The organism is Neokomagataea tanensis (assembly GCF_006542335.1).
Classification (GTDB): Bacteria; Pseudomonadota; Alphaproteobacteria; order Acetobacterales; family Acetobacteraceae; genus Gluconobacter; species Gluconobacter tanensis.
Window position 1 is genome coordinate 898727 of sequence record NZ_CP032485.1, and the last position, 20759, is coordinate 919485.

Genomic DNA, 20759 nt, shown 5'->3' on the forward strand with positions numbered 1-20759 from the left:
GAAGACTTTTCTTTTTTTATAAAAATTATTTCACATGCGAAAAAAGTCAGAAATCCGCCAAAAAGACTTACTTTGCAAAAAAACTGTCACATATCTGACATGAAACCTTCGCGCATCACTATTCTCCAAATCGGATAATCCGCCGAAAGAACTTGCACACGATATTTGATGCGAAGGAATCAGACGCGGCAATGACACATTTAACCCGCCGAACAACCGCACTTTTAGCCACCACTGCCCTCGCCGTTTTAGGTAGTGCAGCACCTCGCGCTCACGCGGCCGACCAGATGGAAATCATGGAGCGTCAAATTCACGCCATGCAAGCCCAGCTAAGCGCCATGAAGAAAGAGCATGCTGAGGAAATAAAACGCGCCCGTGCTGTTCTGGCACACCAACGGGAGGAAGCTGAGAACAACCCTTACGGCACGCGCGCCGGCATGATCGGCCAGAACGGCAAGGGAAGCTGGGCAGTCGCGCAACCTACATTGGCTCCAGCGCGCACAGCCGGTACACCTTACGGTGAAATTACAGGCACGCCTGCTGCCCATTCAAGCCTTTATGGGCCGCTCCGTCGGGGCCAAATCCAAGTCGGGGGCGTCCGTATCACGCTTGGTGGCTTTGCTGAAGCTGCGGGCATTTGGCGCTCGCGTAACACCGGCTCCGACATCTCAACGGGTTATAATGCTATTCCGTGGGGCAATAACCCCACTTACAACATGACCGAGTTCCGCCAAACAGAACGCCAAAGCCGCTTGGCCGCCCTTGTTGAAGGCATGATCAGCCCGAAACTTGAAGCAGATGGCTACGTCGAAACTGACTTCCAAGGCGCAGGCTCAGCCTCCAATTCGCGCCAGTCAAACTCTTACGTGCTCCGCGCTCGCGTATTCTATGGTGAGTTGAAAGACCGGGCTGATGACCTGCAAATCCTTGGCGGTCAGAACTGGTCTTTGATCACCCTCTACAATAAGGGCCTCTCAGCCCGTGATGAGCAGGTTCCTCTGACCATTGAAGCACAATACGTTCCTGGTTTTAACTGGACACGTAATAGCCAGCTCCGTGTTGTTAAGGGCTTCGATAACAGCCGCTACCACGTCGCCCTTTCCGTCGAAAATCCATCTTCAGTTCCGGCAGGTACGCCGCTGCAAAGCAACGTTACCTACCGCGTGACCGGAACTAACGTAAACAACCCTGACACATGGTACGCTACGGATATTGCCCCTGACGTCATCGCAAAAGTCGCAGCAGATCCGGGTTGGGGCCATTACGAGCTGACCGGTATCCTGCGTTTCTTCCATGACCGTGTCAGCACGAATGGAGCAGGCCAAAACCAAACAACCGTCGCTGGCGGCGGCGGCGGCGGCATGATCTTACCGATCATTGACAAGAAGCTGTACTTCCAAGCTTCGGGCCTCGCAGGCGTTGGCTTAGGCCGCTACGGTACATCTAACATTCCTGACTATACTTTCAGCCCAACAGGCGCGCCCAAGGCTCTCCCAGCGGCTAATCTTTTGTTAGGCATTTACGGAAACCCGACAAAAGCACTTAAGCTCTACGGCTATGCTGGGGCGGAGCGCGTTACGTCGCGTGAAGCCTTTACGTCTGGCGGCAAAGGCTATGGGTATGGCAGCCCACTCGCCAACATGTCCGGCTGTAATACGGAACTTGCAACCGCATGTGCTGCAAGCAGCAACGTACGAACTGTGGCGCAAGCGACGGCCGGTTTCTGGTATGACTATTTGAAAGGCGACTACGGCACGGTCCGTATTGGTGCTCAATATTCATACACCTATGTCGACTCTTTCTCAGGCGTTGGCGGACGTCCACATACTGATGACAACATGGTCATGATGTCACTGCGCTACATGCCATTTAACTAAGCGCGCGCATTATCTGACGAAAATACCCGGCTCCTACGCCGGGTATTTTTTTGTCTCAAACCTTAATGGGCTTGATGGCTTTCCTGCTTTCCAGCGCTCAGCTATGGACTAGGATAAGACTGAAGGAGAGACGTCTTTATGCGTATCGCAATGATCGGCGGTGGTTATGTCGGGCTCGTTTCGGGAGCATGTTTCGCTGAGTTCGGTACTGATGTCACAATCGTCGAACGAGACGAAAGCAAACTATCGGCTTTGCGTGACGGACGTATCCCAATTTTCGAACCAGGCTTAGATGCTATTGTAGCATCGAATGTACAAGCTGGCCGTTTGACGTTTACGCATGACCTAACCAACGCGATAACAGATGCTGATGCGGTATTCATAGCCGTTGGCACACCTACACGCCGCGGCGACGGACACGCTGACCTGACCTACGTTTACGCCGCCACTCGTGAGATTGCACTCGCTGCGCAAAAAGACCTTCTCGTTGTAACAAAATCCACCGTTCCCGTTGGCACTGGGCGCGAAGTCGCGAATATTTTAAAAGAAACCCGCCCTGACCTCTCTTTTGATGTTGCCTCCAATCCCGAGTTCCTTCGGGAAGGTAACGCTATCGGCGATTTCATGCGCCCGGACAGAGTTATCATTGGTATCAACAGTGACACGCAAGATAACGGCGCGCGCGCAAAAGAGCTAATGGGCCGCCTCTATCAGCCCCTATCCCTTATTGAAGCGCCTATAGTCTTCACAGACCTCGAAACTGCTGAACTGACCAAATACGCCGCCAATGCTTTTCTGGCCATGAAGGTCACCTTCATCAACGAAATGTCGGACCTGTGTGAAAAAGTTGGTGCCAATATCCACGACGTTGCACGCGGCATGGGGTTAGACCAGCGCATAGGCAAGCGCTTCCTTAATCCCGGCCCGGGCTATGGCGGTTCTTGCTTTCCTAAAGATACGCGGGCGCTCAGTGCTATTGCTCAGGATGCCGCAGTTCCTGCCCGTTTGGTGGACACCACAGTCCTGATCAATGAACAGCGCAAGCATGATATGGCAGAACGCATCATTGCGCGCTCTGGCGGGGACGTTCACGGCAAGACCATTGCAGTGCTCGGTCTTACCTTCAAACCCGACACTGATGACATGCGCGAAGCCGCGTCATTACCAATTATACAAACTCTGCATGAACAAGGTGCCATACTGCGCGTCTTTGACCCGGAAGGGATGGAAGCAGCACGGCCCCTGCTCCCTCAAAACGTCATCTATTGCTCAGACGCTTTAGACGCAGCACAGGACGCCGATACCCTCGTCGTCCTGACTGAATGGAATATGTTTCGTGCACTAGACCCAGAACGCCTCAAACACACAATGCGGGGCGATGTTGTCGTTGATTTACGAAACATCTGGGACCCCCGCATCATGCGCGGCTCAGGCTTCAATTACAGTTCTGTCGGCCGACCGTGAACACCATCGGTGCCGGTTGCTGGAATCTTATTCAGAAACCGGCCCGTTTGGCGGGCACGATCAGCAGGAGCGAATGTGCCATTGCGTAAGCGTGCTTCCAGTTCTTCCAAAGAATAGCCTTTTGTCTCAGGCACATACCGAACGACGAACCAGACAGCGAACGCATTGACCGCGGCAAATAGCCAGAATGTCATATCCGCACCGAGGCCGCGTACCAAAGACAGGGTCGTCAGAGAAATGATCAGATCGGCGCCCCAATGGCTCCCTGCGACCAAGCTCATGCCCTTGCCACGACAAGACAGAGGATAAACTTCTGCACCAACCAACCAAATCGCCACAGACAAGCTGCCTGTATTGAACACTGTGTAAGCCATCAATGACAGGACCGTGACCCATGCGCCCCAGCCTTGTGTCAGATGGAGGGAAAACATCAGCCCCAAAACCACCAAAGATACAGCAGCGCCGGGCAGCATACGCAGGATAAGCGTGCGGCGTCCCCAGCGATCTACAGCCCAGCCACCAAAGAATGTAGCACCAACCATCGCCACACCAACGGCGACAGAAGTCAAAAGAGCTGAAGACTCACCAAACCCTGCACCCGCAAAAATCGTGGGGGCGTAGTACATGATCGCGTTGATACCTGTGAGTTGGCACAACAGCGCAATACCAACAGAGGCAACAAGGGCTGGACGAACCCATGGTTTCTTCAGCTCAGACCAAGGTGCTTGTCTGTCCTTTTGGGAAACGATGTCGTGCAATTCGTCACGTGCAATGTCTTCAGATGCACGAACCCGCAGCAGCACGTCCAAAGCTTCATCGTGACGTCCCTGCATTGCCAACCAACGTGGGCTATTTGGCAAGAAAGCCATACCGACAAACAAAATTACCGCTGGCAACATGCCGATGCCGAACATCCAGCGCCAGCTTGCATGCTGTAGCAGATAACCAGTCAGGAAGGAGAAAGTAACACCCATCACGACAGCAAGCTGGAACGCCACGACGAGCCGTCCACGACGATGGGCCGGTGAAATTTCAGCAATATAGATAGGCACGATTTGAGAGGCCGCACCAATGGCCAGTCCCAGCACCAAACGCGAAACGGAAAGCACCGTCACACTACCTGCAGCAGCAGCGCTGAATGTCCCAATGATGAACAGAGCAGCAGCAAGCATAATGGTCTTGCGCCGGCCCCATCGGTCAGAAATTGGTCCCGCTCCCAGACACCCAATCAAAGCGCCCAGAATAATTGTTGATGTGACAATCTCTGCACCGAGCGTCGTCAGGTCAAACTGCGCCCTGATCTGCAACAAAGCTGAGGAGATAATGCCCGTATCATAGCCAAACAACAAACCGCCTGTAGCGGAAATGGTAGCGATAAACGTGCTCAGCGAATCTCCACTCAGCTTCCGAGATATGTCGAGTGTTTTTGTCATAATTGAACCCTCCGCCACATGGCGAATCTGTTTCCATGCTCCTATCTTGAGCGCTACAGATAAAGAAATCACCTCACATTTTCGCGCGCAGATTAATCTTTAAGATTACCAGACCTTTTCCCCTACACCGCTCTATGGTGCATTAGTGAATGCGAACCCATCGGTGCTGACGTACCTACAGACAGAGGACACGCCCACCATGCGCCGCATTCTCCACCGCTGCTCGAAACTACAACTCCATACCCCGCAACAGTTTTTGCTCTTCAAACAGCGCGATTATGCGCTTTGGGCGTCTGGTACGTTTGTGTCTAACATCGGCACGTGGGTCCAACGCACCGGGCAGGATTGGCTGGCGCTCACCGAACTTCCACATCACAGCGCCTCACTTTTGGGAACCGTTATAGCGCTGCAATTTATCTCACCAATGCTTTTCCTACCTTGGACGGGAACCCTGGCTGATCGTTACAACCGACGCCATATCCTCATCGTAACGCAGAGTACGATGGCGGCCATTGCAGTCTTGATCGGCCTACTGACTATCACGCATCATATCGATCGTTGGGGGCTGTACGTTCTTACCTTCTTGTTTGGCACTGCCGCATCCTTCGATGCACCGGTCAGACAAGTCTTTATCGGAGATCTGGTCGGAGACACCGCCCTACCGGCAGCAGTATCCTTCAACTCAATCTCTTTTAACGCCGCTCGTTTCATTGGCCCTGCTGTGGGCGGTTTCATTATCAATGCGACCAGCACAGGGTGGACATTTCTCATTAACGGAGCTTCGTTCCTTGCCGTGCTCGGCTCGCTCCTTCTTCTGCGTACGCAACACGGAAGAAATAACACCCACGCCAAAGACCAACGTTTTATTGATGGCCTTGGTTATGCTTGGAAGCACATCGAACTACGCGCTACACTCATTATGCTGGCGCTCATTGGCACGTTTGCCCTGAACATGTCGCTGTTTGTTGCCACCATGGCCGTGCATGTTTTCCATGCCACAGCAAGTCGTTACGGCTTACTCTCCTCAATTATGGCTGTCGGGTCCGTGATAGGGGCAGCCCTAAGCGGTTTTGAACGTGCAAACCGATACACGAGCCTCCTATACGCAGCTGGGCTACTTGGCCTCAGTTGTACTGCTGCCGCTCTCGCCCCAAACTATTGGCTGTTTGGCATTGCTATAATCAGCGTTGGCATTTCAGCGCTGCTGTTCACGAACGTATCAAATACCCTCATGCAACTTGCGACAGAACCTGCTTACAGAGGTCGCGTTATTGCATTACGGATGGGCGTTATACTGGGAGGCACACCAATAGGAGCACCAATAGCAGGCTGGGTAGCCGACACTCTAGGCCCGCGCTGGTCAATCGCGCTCGGTGCTTTATCTTGCTACTTAGCTCTAACAGTGGGAAGCCTCATAGGCCCTAAAAAAAGATAACAGCACGATTTATTTGCGATATGAGACGCTACGGATTTATTTAACTGTGCATGTCAAAATTGATGGGGCCGCCCATAATTTGCATATAAGAAAACATTTCCCCTAAGCTCTTAGTTCAAACGAGCGACAGGAAACACTCAATGCATAATGTTGCCGCTCTTCTTGCGGATGCTGGTCTCTTTGTTGTGCTGCCATGGCTTTTATGGCGCATTACAAATCGCGCATTACCTATTGCGGTTTTGCCCATACTAGTCGGCATTCTCATGGCGGTCTGGCATGTTCCCGTTAAGTCACTGGGCATACCGTCTCTATACGGAAACTATATTGGTTGGGTCGCAGTTCTCGTGCTTGCCTTCACTGCGGGCCTAGAGATGTGGCAAAAACCTGCCGGAAATGTAGACGATAACGCCTTACCCCCGCCCACCTTGCCTCGTTTGATTGGTGGCGCTTTCGTCGCTCTCGGTGGCCCGTTCGTTATTGGCTCGATCTTCGCGCTGTCTTACCTCCTTCCGCTCAATGGCTGGCACCCAGCACATGCCACACACTTGGTCGCAGCAGCGTCGATAGGCCTATGTATCGCTGTCAGTGCTTTGCCTGTTCTGATCGGCGTTGTCCGTGAGCTCAAACCCTCCCAAAAGCCTCTGGGCCAACTGGCACTGAAACTCGCTGTTATTGATGATGCAACCTTATGGATTGGCCTTGCCGTTCTGCAATTTGCCGCTAAAGGCAGTGCGGCCTTGCACGGTTGGAGCGGTTTGGAGGGGCTTGCAGTGTTACTGCTTATCGCCCTTGCAGCAGGCGGAAACTGGGCCTCACGGCACCTCCGCAACCCCCCATCTTGGGTTATTTGGATTACCGTTCCAGTTTATTTGGCTGCCGGGTCTTGGGCCAGCATGCAACTTGGGTTGCACGAACTGATCGGTGCCTACTTCGCTGGCGCGATAATGCCCCCCTCATGGGCTCGCCGCTTACCCATAGAGGCTGTCGGGACGTTCTCTCTCGTTTGGTTGGCTCCCATGTTCTTTGGCCACAGCGGCCTTCACATAGATGGTGATGCCCTAACATGGCCGTCTGTCATTGCATCGCTCGCTTTAGTCGCGGTTTCGATCGTCACCAAAATTGCTGCCGTTTGCATTTTCCCCCCCACCAAAGGCCTAACATTACGCCAGTCTTTAAGTGTTGGGACACTGCTGCAGTGTAAGGGCTTGATGGAAATCGTGGCCGCAACCATCCTTCACGCACAAGGCATGTTGTCAGAATTCGCTTTTGCCTCGCTGATGATTTTGGCTGTGATTTCCACAACGCTCACCGGACCGCTCTTTAAACTCGTTGCACCGCGTGAAAAAACGTCGTGATCTCTTCAATAATGGGGCAGTTATCAAACCCTGCTCCATTATTTTTGTATTAAAACGAGAACCCTCAATTAGTCATCCAAGAACTGGTGATGAAGATTCGCCTTCATATTGCGCTCCTACTTTTGAACTCTTGGAACGCCAGAAAATCGCCCCACAGCAATCTCACCGTTAAAGACCTTTGAGCGGCGAAATTTGAACCCCACGAACCAGCTATACGTTTAGCCGAGGAACAGCCTATTGAGGGTTCCCAATGTCCGACGCATCCAACACTTATTCTACCTTGCGCCTCATCATGGGAGATCAACTCTCACACGACATTGCAGCTCTCCAGAAATGCGGAAAAAATGACCTCATAATGCTCTGTGAAGTGCTGGAGGAGGTCGAATATGTTCCTCACCACAAACAGAAAATTACCCTCATTCTCTCAGCAATGCGCCATTTTGCTCAAGAACTCCGCGATAAAGGTCATAACGTCCACTACGTGGCTCTGGACGACACAGAAAACAGGGGCAATTTTACAGACGAAGTCCAACGTGCCACCGAACAATTCAATATAAAAAAAATTATCGTTACTCATCCCAGCGAGTGGCGTGTTCTTTCCATGGTGAAGGCGTGGGAAAAATCCTTCAAAATACCCGTGAATATTCTAGAAGATACACGGTTTATTTGTTCACCCGCGCGTTTTTCACGATGGGCTCATAAACGGCGCGGTCTGCGTATGGAGTATTTTTACCGGGAAATGAGGGCCGAAACGGGCCTCCTCATGCAAGATAATGAAACTCCCCAAGGCGGACAATGGAATTACGATACTGAAAACCGCCAAACATGGCCTAAAGACTGCGCCCCACCGGAGCGCCTACGCTTCACACCGGACTCTACAACACGTCAAATACAAAAACTTGTAGAAGAGAAATACTCAAAAAACTTCGGAAATCTCGACAATTTTGAATGGGCCGTTACGCGCAAAGATGCCGTCCGAGCATTAGAAGATTTTATAGAGCACTCTCTCCCCGAGTTTGGAAAATACCAAGATGCCATGAAAAAGGATGCCCCGTTCCTTAAACATTCACTCATATCACCCTACATCAATATCGGTTTGCTCAACCCACAAGAGGTCTGTGAAGCAGCAGAAGCTGCTTATTACGATCACCACGCCCCGATCGAATCTGTTGAGGGTTTTATCCGCCAAATAATCGGCTGGAGAGAATATATACGCGGCATTTACTGGCTAAAAATGCCTGATTACCCCGACAGCAACGCGCTTGATGCTGACCGAAAACTCCCCTCTCTGTACTGGTCAGGTGATACAAAAATGGTGTGTATGGCACAATCCATACAGCAAATTCAGGAATATGCTTACGGCCACCATATTCAACGCCTAATGATTACTGGGAATTTTGCTTTACTCGCTGGGATCGAGCCTAAAGAAATCGAGCGGTGGTACCTCGCCGTTTATATTGACGCCTTTGAGTGGGTTGAACTCCCCAACGTCCACGGTATGGCGCTTTTTGCGGATGGTGGCCTGATGAGTTCCAAGCCTTACGCAGCATCAGGTCGTTATATTCATAATATGTCGGATTACTGCAAGAATTGTACTTATGACATAAAAACGAGAATAAAAGAAAACTCGTGCCCATTTACTTTTTTATACTGGAGCTTTCTCATTAAAAATGAAAAATACCTGAGCAAAAATCACAGAATGTCTTTTGCCTTGCGTAATCTAAAGCGCATCGATGAAAACGAAAAAGAAGTTATTTTAAAAAAATCGTCCGAATTTTTAGATAGTCTATAGAGCCATAAATATTACCTCAGCACTATCACCTCCACGAGAAGTATATTGCTTCATCCATTTACCAAGAATAAATAGCATACCATGAACACAACAACACATACCTGCCCACAATGCACGCTTGAAGATAATCACCTCCAAGGGTCTCACCATGTCTGCAACATTTGTGGATATGAATGGCCGTCAGCTAATGCGGACACCCCTGTTGATGACGACATTATCCGCGATGCAAACGGCACTCCCCTCTCTGACGGCGATACCGTGATGATTATTAAGGATTTAAAAATCAAAGGCGGCTCCAACTCTCTAAAAGTCGGAACAAAAATTAAAAATATACGCCTGCGCGGGGGCGACCACGCCGTTGAAGCAGGCAGTTACATGCTCAAAGCCGAATTTTTACGTAAAGTCTGAAACGCCACTCTTTGGGGCACAGTCAAGCACTGTGCCCCAAAGAGCATGGGTTATGGCTGCACAGCCCGCAGTACATACCCTGTCAGGCTCCCGCTAGCCTCTTCTTCACTCAGATCCGCCGCTAAACGAAGTTCGGGCTCCAATGGCGCTTCATACGGTGCAGATACTCCCGTAAATTCCGCAATCTTCCCCGAACGCGCTGCAGCATATAAGCCTTTGGGGTCGCGCGTTTCACAAGTTTCCAGCGGTGTGTCCACGAATACCTCATGGAAACCTTCACCAATAATCCGGCGTGCCTGCTCCCGATCTTCCCGCAACGGTGAGACCAGTGCAACCACCACAACTTGGCCGCTTTCTGCCAAGATTTTCGCTACATGCGCCGCGCGGCGGATATTCTCCCGTCGGTCTTCCGGTGAAAAGCCAAGATCGCTGCACAAACCAGCGCGCAGAGTATCACCATCAAGAACTGTCGCCTGCACACCTTGCTCTGTTAAAGCCAACTCTGCCGCGCGTGCGACAGTGCTTTTGCCAGAGCCTGGAAGGCCCGTCAGCCAGAACACTCCGTTACGGTGCCCGCGCGCACGTTGTTGTGCCTCAGCAGATACGCGACTTCCCGTCGGATGAATGGCCAAGACCCCCTCATCCAGCTCCGCTTCTCCAATAAGCGGCGCGCCACCAACAATGCGTTGGAAACGGTCCACCAGTACACCGCGCCCATCACCCAAACCCGGCGTAAAAGCATCGAACAATAACGCATGTGACGCAGCGAGCGTGACCTCCGCAAAGCCGTCGGGCTGGACGATGTCTCCCGGCCCCATGCTGAGATCGTCTAGGTCTACCACTGCGTCAATCGACGCTACCGTGACGTCATGCTCGGCTGTGGCTAGACGTAAGGTAAAGCTCTCACCAACACGCAAGGGTTCCCCCCGCAACCAGAACAAGCGCGTGCGCAGCCGTGCGGATTTAATCGGCGCGTTCTCGCTTTGCCCGGCGGGGAAGAGCAAATCGCCACGGTCAGGCACCAGATCCGGCTCCAGACGCAGCGCAATGGACTCTCCTGCCCCTGCTACAGGATGCTCAGGCGCATGCCAACGGCAAACCTCTGCAACAGTAGCGACCTGCCCTTGCACACCTATTGCCAGCTTATCGCCCTGACGCACTGTACCGCGTTCAATGCGCCCAGCGACATAACGCACACCGTCAAAACGGTACACATCCTGCACTGGCATACGGAAGGGTAACGCCAAGCGTGGAGCCGGTGGCTGCACATTTGACAGCGCTTCAACCAGCGTGGGCCCTTTGTACCAAGCAGAACGCTCAGAGCGGCTAGCAATGTTATCACCATCGCGCGCAGACGCAGGCACAACTGCTTCCACGGTAATCTCTAACCGACCCAATAGCTGGCGGACGTCACTTTCTGCCTGAGCAATCTGCGCTTCATCAAAGCCCAGCATATCGGCTTTATTCAACAACACGATCACATGGCGAATACCGATCAAACGCAGCAAGAGCGCATGGCGACGCGTCTGCTCTTGTGCACCTTCCTTGGCGTCCACCACGAGGACGGCAGCCTCGGCGTCTGCCGCACCTGTAATCATGTTACGCAAAAACTGCCGATGGCCCGGCGCGTCCACGATAACAAATTCACGGCTCCCTAAACGGAAGGGAATACGCGTGGAATCAACCGTAACCCCTTGGTCACGCTCAATCTGAAGAGAGTCCAGCAAGAAGCTCCACTCAACAGCAAGACCGCGCTTACGACTGCTCTCAACAATCTGCGCCAGTTTGCCATCTTGGAGACTATCCGTGTCGTACAGCAAACGGCCAATCAGCGTGGACTTTCCGTGGTCTACATGCCCGACGATAACAATAGGTGTGGCGGCGGCACGATAGGCCTGCTCCAGCGTTTGGTTCACGATTGTATCACCCATTTTTACAGATACCCCGCCACACGCAGGCGCTCAAATGCGTCTTCTGATTCATGATCCATTGCCCGGCCGGCACGCTCGGACGTTTTGCTATTTTCCAGCTCAGCAATAACTTCCGCTACTGTTGACGCGTTACTTTCTACCGGGCTGGTGATGTCTTGATCGCCCAGTGAACGGTAGCGTTTGCCGTCTTTCGCAAAATAAAGGTCCACAAGCGGAATATTCTCGCGCTCGATGTAGCGCCAAATATCAATCTCGCGCCAGGATAGCAGCGGGTGCACACGAATATGCATGCCGTCTTCATACGGTGTTGCATATTGATCCCAGAATTCTGGGGGCTGATTGCGCACATCCCAACGATGCCCCGCACCGCGCGGGCTAAATACACGCTCCTTGGCGCGTGTTGCTTGCTCATCACGGCGGATACCTGCGATCACACCCCGTAATTTCCGCTCATCAATCAGCTTTGCCAAACCCGCTGTTTTTCGTGCCGCAGAACGTGCAGCTGGGGGCAAAGAGGGATCAATCTCTTCAACGGGCGGGCAATCGCCCAAAATCAAGTCTAAATCCCATTTCTTGGCGTATTCTTCGCGGAACGCATACATCTCTGGGAATTTCTTACCCGTATCCACATGCATCACCGGAAAAGGTACACGCCCCATAAAGGCTTTACGTGCCAGCCACACCATTACATTGCTGTCTTTGCCCAATGACCAAAGCAACGAGAGCGGCTTTAACTTCCGATGTGCCTCGCGCAGAACAAAAATGCTTTGCGCTTCCAACTGGTCAAGATCATCCATAACACGAGGCGTTGCCTGAGATGTGCCCGAGGTCATTCTGGTCTCCGTCTGCATGGCGTCTTCATCCCCTAACTTGGGCGATGAATGCCACATTCCGTTTTTGCAAGACCAGCCCAGCGGCCGGCCCGCGCATCCTCACCTTCGCCAATCGCACGGGTGCAGGGCGCACAACCGATTGACGTATATCCCTGAGCCACAAGCGGATGACGCGGCAAACCACGCGCGCGCATTACCGCCTCCACCCGTTCTGGCCCCCAACCAGCCAGCGGGTTAATTTTCACCCTGCCGTCAGGTTGTACATCCACCACGGGCAAAGCCGCCCGCGTTTGCGCCTGACTCCGCTTCCGCCCTGTCAGCCACAAATCAAATTCCGGTAGAACGCTATCCAGCGGTTCAACTTTCCGCAATGCACAACATGCATCTGGGTCGAAAGCCGCAAGCTGGTCCTGAGGGTCCCTATCTTTAAGTTGTCTCGGCGTCGGGCCAATAACCCGCACGTCTTCCAATAACAAAGCCTGCGTCAATTCGTGGCGGTAAGCGAGAGTCTCCGCGAAGTGCCGCTGCGTATCCAGAAAAAAAACCGGAACAGAGACATCCCTCTGAGCAACCAAATCTAGCAGAACGGCCGATTCAGCTCCGAAAGAGGAAATGACAGCCACACGCCCCCGAAATTCAGACAAAACACGCGCAAGCACATCCTCTTCTGGGGTTTCCAGAAGGGCTTTCAACTCGGTTGGGGAAAGAGACATTAGCACCACCCAATCCTTCGCCAGCGCCACCGCGGCCGTGCTGTGCAAGCAAGAGAGGAGCAGACATAGAACGTCACGGCGCCAATTTCAACGATATAATATGGTATTACCTTTTATTTTAGTGAATTTTAACAAAAAGCATTCGCCTGACAGCCTGCCCTCACCCGTGCTAAAGTGAATGGACATTACAGCCGGTCAAGGCCATATCGCATCAGCCTGATCGAGCGGCACGCAAGGAGCTGAGGATGCAAGCCCGCACCACATACCTGACACCCATTACCCTGCGGAAAGCTCACACCCAACTCCTGCGCGCTCTTTGTGCCGCCACACTCCTGACCAGCACATTAGCTCTGCCTGCTCACGCCGCACGCATCACCATGTCCGGCGAAGACCTGGACCTGACCGTGCCTTGCTCAGGGAGTGTACGCATCATCGTTGACCCATCTATGAAAGATGGCGCAACACTCGACAGCACTAACGCCACACAGGTCATGCTCCGGGGCGGCAAAGACGAAGCTGAAAGCCGCATCTCCATCTCCACCAAAAGCTGCGCGCCAGATGGGCACGTGACTATCAGTGTTTCGCCAATTACTGGCATTTCTATCCACGATAGCCGTGACACACATTTCACGATCTCGGGCAAATTGGCATCGCTTGACGCAAGCTTGGATTCCAACACCCTCAACGCCGATAATATCCAGTCGCTGGACCTGAGTATGCGCGGCAATTCTGCCGTCCATATCAAAACATTGGATCGTGCCGCACAAATCGTAGCGTCAGGCAATACAAGCTTCTCGGCGGACTACGCCAACCTGACCGCTTTCTCCGCCCAGTTGAGCAACGACGCGACACTCAATGTCGCGCAGGGCACCATTGAGGCTCTAACCCTTGTTACAGCCGATAACGCATCTGCCACACTCGCCAGCACTGCTTCACTCGCCACAGTAACGGCCAATGGTACAGGCGCTGTCTCCATAGCGCATGTAAGTGGGCCAGTTATGCGGTCAGGCACCGGCAATGTTCATGTTGGGGACGTTCAACCAGCGCCTGCTGTCGCGGTAGCCAGCACTCCAGCTGTAGCTGCGCCGCCAAATTTGGTGCAGCAGCCCGCCGTACCGACTCCTCCTGCACCAGCACAGCCACCAATTCATTCTATGCCCGCAATACCAGCGCCTCCGCCTTACACCGCGCCGAGCGCTCCGCCAGTGATTGCTGCCCCTCCCCCTCAAATACAGCTTCCCCCTCCGGCGCTGCCAGCGCCGCCGCCACCACAAACCCCTCCCACCCTTCCCACTCAACAGGCACTCCCTTCTGTTTCCGTCCCATCAGCGCCGAAGGCCCCAATAAATTCAGCACCGCCGCCCTCAAATACTCCCCCGAAAGAGGCCGTCTCTGCTCCACCTACTCCACCAGAAAACAGCTCTGCCGCGCCTACAAACACAACCGCCACACCGTCACATAATTGATACACACATCACAGAACTTTGACGTAAGCTCAAAGGCGAGGTAGGGGCAGAAGGGTGAACGCCGTTATAGAACTCATTGCGGCCATTGGCCGCGCCGTCTTAGGGCTCATCCGCCACGCGGGTGCCTTAGCTCTTTTTGCTCTTGAGGGCCTGTCGCATCTTGTGCGTCCGCCGTTCTACTGGCGTGTCTTTTTCACGAGCTTGCTTGAGATCGGGTTTTTCTCACTGCCAGTCGTTGCGCTTACTGCACTCTTCTCTGGTGCTGTGATTGCTTTGCAGTCCTATACTGGCTTCGGCCAATACCATGTTCAAAGCGCCATTGCAGGTATTGTTGTTCTAGCTGTGACCCGCGAATTAGGGCCGGTCTTGGCTGGCCTTATGGTTGCCGGGCGCGTCGGCGCTGCGATGTCTGCTGAAATTGGTACAATGCGCGTAACGGATCAGATTGACGCGCTGTCCACTCTCTCAACCAACCCGATGAAGTATCTGGTAACGCCACGCCTTCTGGCCGGGACGCTGGCGCTCCCCTGCCTTGTCCTTATTGCGGACATTCTAGGTGTCCTCGGTGGCTTCACTGTCTCCGTCGCGAAACTCGGCTTCTCGCCTTCATCATACATTCTGGCAACGCTTGCATCTCTTAAGACGATCGATGTCGTCGTTGGCCTTGCAAAAGCCGCTACTTTCGGATTCCTGATTTCGCTCTTGGGTTGCTATCACGGCTATAATAGTCGCGGAGGCGCAGAAGGCGTCGGGGCCGCAACAACGGCTGCCGTTGTCGGCGCATCTATCCTCCTCTTCCTGTTCGACTATCTCCTAACGGATCTTTTCTTCTCCCAATGAGCCAACTTGCGAGTGAAACTGTGAGCCAGACCCCAAAAATCCGTATCCGGGGCCTCTCAAAGGCGTTCGGCTCCAAACAAGTGCTTGATGGCATTGACCTTGACGTAATGCCCCGCACATCAATGGTGATTATTGGTGGCTCAGGCTCCGGCAAGTCCGTACTGCTCCGCTGCATTCTTGGCTTGATCGAACCCGACAGCGGCAGCATTGAAATTGACGGGGAAAATATTCTAACAGCCCCGCGCGCACGACAGGAAATTTTGCGCCGCCAAATTGGCATGCTGTTTCAAAATGCTGCACTTTTCGACAGTATGAGCGTGGCTGATAATATCGGCTTCGGCCTACGCGCCAAGCACCATCCAGGCACTGGCAGCAAACCTTCCAAGGCCCAAGCGCGCAAACGTGCCGAAACGCTACTGGAACAAGTCGGCCTTGACCCATCAATTGGTGCTTTAGCTCCAAGCGAGCTTTCCGGCGGCATGCAAAAACGCGTTGGTCTCGCCCGCGCTATTGCTGGCCAACCCGATATCCTCTTTTTCGACGAGCCGACCACTGGTCTGGACCCAATCATGGGAGCTGTCATTGACGGCTTGATCGTAGACTGTGTGCAAAAAATTGGCTCAACAGCCATTGCCATCACCCATGACATGCCCTCTGCACAACGCATAGGCACCGATGCGGCCATGCTCTACCAAGGCAAATTAGTCTGGAAAGGCAAAGCGTCCGAGCTAATGAACTCCGGCAATGCCATGGTTGACCAATTTACCCATGGTCGCCGGGAAGGGCCTATTAATATGGAGCCCAGAAAGTGACGTACGGCAACATACCTCCCAGAAAACGCCCCCCTATTTTTACACGCCCACTTATCTACCGGATGTTGTTAAGCTACGTCATAGCTCTACCAATGCTGTTTGTACTTTTGCGCTACATGCAGTTGCATCGCGGGATTTTAGTACCAGTTGCCGGGTTGGTACTGATCATGGTGCTGTCACGCACACTTTCGCGGGCTATTTTGCGCACAAAAGTTTAATTAAAAGAGCTTCGACATGGCCCGCAAACCTTCTGCACGTTACGTCTGCCAATCCTGTGGCAGCAGCACACCCAAATGGGCCGGGAAATGCGAAGCCTGCGGTGAATGGAACACCCTTACCGAAGAAACGGCTGAACCAACGGCCCGCAAAACAGGCAATTTGCGCTCTGCACGCCTGACCACTGTACGTCTTGATGGTGAAGCTAAACCACCACCACGCATAAACACATCTATTGCCGAATTTAACCGTGTTTTGGGTGGCGGTCTTGTCCCAGCCTCTGTCGTCTTGGTGGGTGGTGATCCCGGTATCGGGAAATCCACACTCATGCTGCAAGCCACCTGCGCGCTTGCGCAAAGTGGCCACAATGTCCTCTATGTTTCAGGGGAAGAGGCCGTTGACCAAATCCGTATCCGAGCCCAACGCCTTGGCTTGGACCGAGACAAAAAAACCCTCGATTCCCTCGATTTAGCAGCGTCTATCAACGTAGGGGAAATTGTTGGCTCGCTCGAACATGAGCGCAAACACACCGTTGTAGTGATCGATTCCATCCAAACCATGTGGTTGGAAAATATCGAAAGTGCACCGGGTTCCGTTGCTCAGGTGCGGGCCTGTGCTTTTGAATTAATTCGCTTAGCCAAAACACTGGGCTTTGCTCTTATTTTAATTGGACACGTCACGAAAGAAGGTGCGCTAGCTGGCCCTCGCGTACTGGAACATATGGTCGATGCCGTAATGTATTTTGAAGGAGACCGCGGCCACCAATTCCGTATCCTCAGAGCAGCAAAAAATCGCTTTGGTGCGACCGACGAAATCGGCGTTTTCGCAATGACAGATACCGGCTTGAGAGAAGTACCGAACCCCTCAGCACTTTTCTTGGCCGAACGGCGCGGTAACATTGCCGGGTCTGCTATCTTTGCAGGGCTCGAAGGTACGCGCCCTGTCCTCTTGGAGATTCAGGCTCTGCTCTCTCCCAAAGCGGGCGACGGTGCTCCAAGACGCGCAGTCGTGGGTTGGGACACCGCGCGCTTGAATATGCTTCTGGCAGTCCTTGATGCGCGTTGCGGGCTGAAATTAGCGGGCATGGACGTCCACCTTAACATTGCAGGCGGCATGCGCGTTAATGAGCCCGCTGCAGATATGGCCGTAGCTGCTGCTCTTATCTCAGCCGCAACCGGCACGCCCACCTCTCCCACAGCCGCTTATTTTGGAGAAGTCGGCCTGTCTGGTGAAGTTCGTCAGGTTTCACAGACAGACCTACGCCTGAAGGAAACCGTAAAGCTTGGCTTCGACTCTGCTATACTCCCCCGCCGTGTAGCGGCAGGGTCAACACGAAGCAAACCACCCGCGGGCATATCTTTACATGAAATCGGGCATTTAACCGATCTAGTAGAACTCTTCTCACCACAAAAAGATTCTAAATAAATTTAAATCATTAAAATTAAAAACTTTCTTTGACGTTTTATTAACTAACGCTTTTTTACATTACTAAATAAATTGTAGCGAGAAACACTCTCCCTATATTTATTAATTCCTCTTTCCCGAGGGTAAAGCGTTATGTCAGTGTCTTCGTCATCTGATTTTTATGTTTCCGCAACACAAACATCTTACACTGTGTCGCAAGGAGGCATTGTCGCTGGAACGATCTCGGGAAATCCCGGTAGTCAGTATGCTCAACCCGGCCTTCAAACTATTTCGTCTGGTCAGGCTCTTTCAGGCTCTACCATTACGGGCACGTCATTGACTGGCACGCCTTATTCAGACTTTACCGCTATTCCCCTCGAAGTTGACGCATCACAAAATGTCCTGTCAGGCGGTGCTGCGTTGGACACCACCCTTTCAGGCATAAACACGCCAAGCGCCCCCGCGCGTGCCAGCCAGACTTTGCAGAGCGGCGCATATGCGAGCGGCACAACACTCGGCGACAATGCATCCTCAACCGTCTCTAATGGCGCTTTAACGGAAAATGTTACCCTCTCAGGCGGGCTCCAACTCGTTTCTAGTGGTGGGGTTGCTGATAATGTTACTGTTTCCGCCGGAACACTGGATTTAGAAAAAGGTACAGCAAACACCGTAACGCTGATCGCTGGCGGGAACGGCACCATCATCGATAATAATGGTGTTTTGACTTCTGCTACCGTCAATAGCGGAACAACCTTGGAACTTACCCCTAATACCACCGCCCACAATATTACCGTCAATAACGGCGGGACTATTCTCCTTGGTAGCGGTGCCAGCATCTTAGACAGTTTGTCGATTGCTTCAGGTGCCGTCATTTCGCTCGGTATGGTGGCAAATACCGGAGCACTAAGCGGACAAATCGTATCGTCTGGCACGACCATTACCACCCCCACTGGAGAGACAGTACAAACCGATACACCGCTACTTGAGATACTCTCCGGCGGCACGGTCTTAAATACTCTGTCCGTTCCTTACACAACAACGCCCTTCCAATTTCACACGGCTTCCGACGGCGGCGTGGACTTGCTAACCAATTTCAGCCTGCAATCGACCCCGACATACACAAACCCGGTTACAGGTGCTATTTATGCGCTCACATCCGGCAGCGTTGTGTCCGGAAGCGTGGTCAACCCACCACTCCTCATGCCTTTTGAGACACCGCCCGTAATAGCCGGATCACAGACCATATCTTCAGGTTCTGCTGTATCGGGCAGCATTATTAGCGGAGCTTCGAAAGAGTTTTATACCAATACCCCAGGTGTCCCCACTATCGCCGTGCCCGCTTCACAAACGGTCGAAGCCGGCGGAGCAGCGTTGAACACCGTAATTTCCGGCGCTGCATTCGATACCGGGCTGGGTATGGCCACTGCCACTTATTATACAACCGCAAGCGCCAGCCAGGTCATTGAATCGGGCGGTTATGCTAGCGGGACAACTATCGGCCTTGCGGCTAGTTCCGTCATTGAAAGCGGTGCAATTTCCGAGAATGTTGCAATTACAGGTGCCATCGTCCCCGCCGGAAAATATTTTGATAACCAATACGCGTCCTTGGCTGGCACGCAGATTGTCTCCAGCGGCGGTGTATTGAACACAGCGACCATCACGTCTGGAGGAACTTTAAACATTGATGGCGGCACAGCCAATAACATCACGACTTTATCAGGTTATATACTTCAGGATAGCCGGTATCCGAATATTGGCTCTACGGCGCTTGCGACGATCATTGATAATGGCGGCACTCTGACAAACGTCTCGCTCATTTCAGGCACACAATTACTGGTCGGTAGCAACACTACAGTTACCAACCTCACAGCAATGAGCGGCGCAAGCATCTCTCTCAATCAAAACGCCAATATTTTAGGCAACGTCAACATCGACCCGCGCGCTACAATTTTACTCCAAGGAGCAGGGGCAACATTATCTGGAATATCCGGTACCATCGTCACGCAAAGTACACAGTTCAGCACCTTATTTGCTGCCTCTAAGGTGACCTCTCAGGCGCAAAACTCCGGTGCTGTCCTTAATGTTTTATCAAACGGTACCGTTATTAACGAAATTGCACTCCCAAGCGCCACAACGCCTTTTTCTTTTCAACAAGCACCCTCGGGTAGCGGTGTTGACCTTGTTATTGGCACACCCTGTTTCTGCCCAGGTACGCATATCATGACCCCTGATGGCGAACGCCTTGTGGAGGATCTCGCCATCGGCGATCTTGTGCTGACGGCTGGGGGAAAGTCGCGTAAAATTCATTGGATTGGGACACGCTCCTACGACCCCATTTTCGCTTTTGGTAATCGAGATATATTGCCTGTAAAATTTACAGCAGGCTCCCTAGGCGACGGTCTTCCCAAACGGGACCTAACGGTTTCTCCGCTCCATGCCATGTTTATCGATGGATATCTGGTGCCCGCTCTTCATCTGATCAACGACCACACGGTTGTCCAAATAAAAAACCCAAAAGATATTATCGCTTACATCCACATAGAGCTCGAAACACACGACATCCTCTTGGCTGAAGGAAGCCCCACGGAAAGCTTCCTAGATGACGGCTCACGCAATATGTTTCATAATGCACAAAGCTACGAAGAATTATACCCAAACCGCCCCAAAACAGCAGCGCTCTACTGTGCACCTCGCCTTGAGGGTGGTACGGAGCTTGCACGTATTCAGGAAAAACTCTTTTCCCTTGCGTCATCGAGCCGACATCGCACGGCCTGATTTTA

The 20759-nt window shown here is 52.6% G+C and carries 16 protein-coding genes; 12 read left to right on the top strand and 4 right to left on the bottom strand.

The genetic code is table 11. The features are described from left to right. The first annotated feature begins 191 nt into the window (after window positions 1–191). Together D5366_RS04160 and D5366_RS04165 are read left to right on the top strand one after the other, a co-directional pair. Window positions 192–1877 (top strand): hypothetical protein, encoded by a 1686-nt coding sequence (locus tag D5366_RS04160; RefSeq protein WP_240775342.1) that lies wholly within the window; start codon window positions 192–194, stop codon window positions 1875–1877. Between the two features lie 138 nt (window positions 1878–2015). After that, window positions 2016–3341, top strand: a complete 1326-nt coding sequence (locus D5366_RS04165) for a UDP-glucose dehydrogenase family protein (RefSeq protein ID WP_205839602.1) — start codon at window positions 2016–2018, stop codon at window positions 3339–3341. On the opposite strand, the gene D5366_RS04170 is transcribed toward D5366_RS04165, so the two are convergent. Next, window positions 3317–4774 carry a sugar porter family MFS transporter gene (locus D5366_RS04170; RefSeq protein WP_141492416.1) on the bottom strand — a complete coding sequence of 486 codons (1458 nt, stop codon included), beginning with the start codon at window positions 4772–4774 and terminating at the stop codon, window positions 3317–3319. The two genes, D5366_RS04165 and D5366_RS04170, sit on opposite strands and share 25 nt — an antisense overlap. 199 nt (window positions 4775–4973) lie before the next feature. On the opposite strand from D5366_RS04170, the gene D5366_RS04175 reads away from it, so the two are divergent. The 4 genes from D5366_RS04175 (at window position 4974) to D5366_RS04190 (ending at window position 9764) form a co-directional block, all read left to right on the top strand. Continuing rightward, complete coding sequence (locus D5366_RS04175) at window positions 4974–6209, top strand: MFS transporter (RefSeq protein ID WP_141492417.1); 1236 nt, start codon at window positions 4974–4976, stop codon at window positions 6207–6209. A gap of 140 nt (window positions 6210–6349) precedes the next feature. Then, window positions 6350–7564, top strand: coding sequence for a cation:proton antiporter (locus D5366_RS04180; RefSeq protein ID WP_141492418.1), 1215 nt, complete (start codon window positions 6350–6352; stop codon window positions 7562–7564). Between the two features lie 250 nt (window positions 7565–7814). Further along, on the top strand, window positions 7815–9356 hold the full coding sequence (locus D5366_RS04185) for a cryptochrome/photolyase family protein (protein ID WP_141492419.1): 1542 nt from the start codon (window positions 7815–7817) through the stop codon (window positions 9354–9356). Between the two features lie 81 nt (window positions 9357–9437). Further along, window positions 9438–9764, top strand: coding sequence for a zinc ribbon domain-containing protein YjdM (locus tag D5366_RS04190; protein WP_141492420.1), 327 nt, complete (start codon window positions 9438–9440; stop codon window positions 9762–9764). A 50-nt stretch (window positions 9765–9814) separates the two neighbouring features. Here D5366_RS04190 and cysC read toward each other — a convergent pair whose 3' ends face one another. The 3 genes from cysC to D5366_RS04205 form a co-directional block, all read right to left on the bottom strand. After that, complete coding sequence (gene cysC, locus D5366_RS04195) at window positions 9815–11695, bottom strand: adenylyl-sulfate kinase (RefSeq protein ID WP_141492421.1); 1881 nt, start codon at window positions 11693–11695, stop codon at window positions 9815–9817. 2 nt (window positions 11696–11697) lie between these two features. Beyond that, window positions 11698–12492, bottom strand: a complete 795-nt coding sequence (gene cysD / locus D5366_RS04200) for a sulfate adenylyltransferase subunit CysD (RefSeq protein WP_141493819.1) — start codon at window positions 12490–12492, stop codon at window positions 11698–11700. A gap of 68 nt (window positions 12493–12560) precedes the next feature. Further along, window positions 12561–13241, bottom strand: a complete 681-nt coding sequence (locus D5366_RS04205; RefSeq protein WP_141492422.1) for a phosphoadenylyl-sulfate reductase — start codon at window positions 13239–13241, stop codon at window positions 12561–12563. Between the two features lie 245 nt (window positions 13242–13486). On the opposite strand from D5366_RS04205, the gene D5366_RS04210 reads away from it, so the two are divergent. The 6 genes from D5366_RS04210 (at window position 13487) to D5366_RS04235 (ending at window position 20754) form a co-directional block, all read left to right on the top strand. Further along, window positions 13487–14707: a hypothetical protein gene (locus D5366_RS04210; protein WP_141492423.1), complete on the top strand. Its 1221-nt coding sequence runs from the start codon at window positions 13487–13489 to the stop codon at window positions 14705–14707. 54 nt (window positions 14708–14761) lie between these two features. Then, window positions 14762–15547: an MlaE family ABC transporter permease gene (locus tag D5366_RS04215; RefSeq protein WP_141492424.1), complete on the top strand. Its 786-nt coding sequence runs from the start codon at window positions 14762–14764 to the stop codon at window positions 15545–15547. Then, entirely contained in the window at window positions 15544–16359 is an 816-nt protein-coding gene (locus tag D5366_RS04220) for an ABC transporter ATP-binding protein (protein WP_141492425.1), read from the top strand. The genes D5366_RS04215 and D5366_RS04220 overlap by 4 nt, the downstream gene beginning before the upstream one ends. Further along, window positions 16356–16577: a hypothetical protein gene (locus tag D5366_RS04225; RefSeq protein ID WP_141492426.1), complete on the top strand. Its 222-nt coding sequence runs from the start codon at window positions 16356–16358 to the stop codon at window positions 16575–16577. The genes D5366_RS04220 and D5366_RS04225 overlap by 4 nt, the downstream gene beginning before the upstream one ends. Window positions 16578–16593: 16 nt before the next feature. Beyond that, complete coding sequence (gene radA, locus D5366_RS04230; protein ID WP_141492427.1) at window positions 16594–18000, top strand: DNA repair protein RadA; 1407 nt, start codon at window positions 16594–16596, stop codon at window positions 17998–18000. Window positions 18001–18132: 132 nt separating this feature from the next. Beyond that, window positions 18133–20754: a Hint domain-containing protein gene (locus tag D5366_RS04235; RefSeq protein WP_240775343.1), complete on the top strand. Its 2622-nt coding sequence runs from the start codon at window positions 18133–18135 to the stop codon at window positions 20752–20754. Window positions 20755–20759: the final 5 nt, after the last annotated feature.